Source organism: Ruegeria sp. AH12 (assembly GCF_056541465.1).
Window position 1 is genome coordinate 1 of record NZ_JBQFYL010000084.1, and the last position, 1,098, is coordinate 1,098.

The following is a 1,098-nucleotide window of genomic DNA, read 5'->3' on the forward strand; positions in this document are numbered from 1 at the left end:
TCTTTGAAGACCCTCTATTCTTTGGCGACCCGATCTATCCCGCCAACATGCACAAGCAAAAGCTTTGGCTGCACCGGTCATCGATGGCCCGATATCGCGACGATCTGATTAGGCAGGGTTTCGACGCGACGATCTGGCCCTATGAACGGGAGGCGGGTTCGTGTTTGCGGTTATTTCAGAACCTGCAAGAACTCGGCGTTGATCAAGTGAACATGGTCGATCCTGTCGATTTTATCGCCGAAAAACGCCTAAGTGCGGCGGCGGGTATTACAAACATCACAATCAACTTACAGCCGTCCCCAGGCTTCTTGAACACACAAGACTATAACCTGGCTTGGTCGACCGGCAGAAAGCGCTGGTTCATGGCGGAGTTCTACAAAAGCCAACGCCGCCGTTTGAACGTGCTGATGAATGGCGATCAACCGGTGGGCGGTCAATGGAGCTATGACGAAGACAATCGAAAGAAAGTCCCCAAAGCGCTGCTCAAGAGCCTGCCTTGGATTGATTGGCCGACCCATGATGCAATTGATCAAACGGCAAAAGACAGCGTTCTTGCCGAGTTTCCGGACGCTCTGGGGACACTGGATCGTCTTTATTACCCAACATTCCACAAAGAAGCTGCCGACTGGCTAAATCAGTTTTTGGAACGGCGCTTTGATCGGTTTGGCGATTATGAGGATGCCATTGTCGAAGGCGAAAGCTGGCTTTGGCACGCTGTCCTGACGCCCGCATTGAACATTGGACTTTTGACGCCGAAACAAGTCTTGAATACCACGCTCGCCCATGCCTATCGCAGAAATGTTCCGCTGAATTCGGTGGAAGGGTTCATCCGCCAGATCATCGGATGGCGTGAATTTATGCGGGCGACCTATGATGACCTAGGCGTAAAGATGCGGACCACAAATCACTGGAACCATCGCCGCACTATGCCAGTCGCATTCTACGACGCCAGCACAGGGATCGATCCGCTGGACGACACGATCCGCAGGGTGCTTAAAACCGGGTATTGCCACCACATCGAGCGGCTTATGGTTCTGGGAGGCTTCATGTTCCTTTGCGAGATCGATCCTGACGATGTTTACCGCTCGTTCATGGAGA

At 52.7% G+C, this 1,098-nt stretch carries 1 protein-coding gene; it reads left to right on the forward strand.

Going from position 1 to position 1,098, the window contains the following annotated elements; translation table 11 throughout:
* Positions 1 to 1,098: cryptochrome/photolyase family protein (locus ACR0EL_RS21780; RefSeq protein WP_480502259.1), on the forward strand; the 1,098-nt coding region annotated here is incomplete at both ends.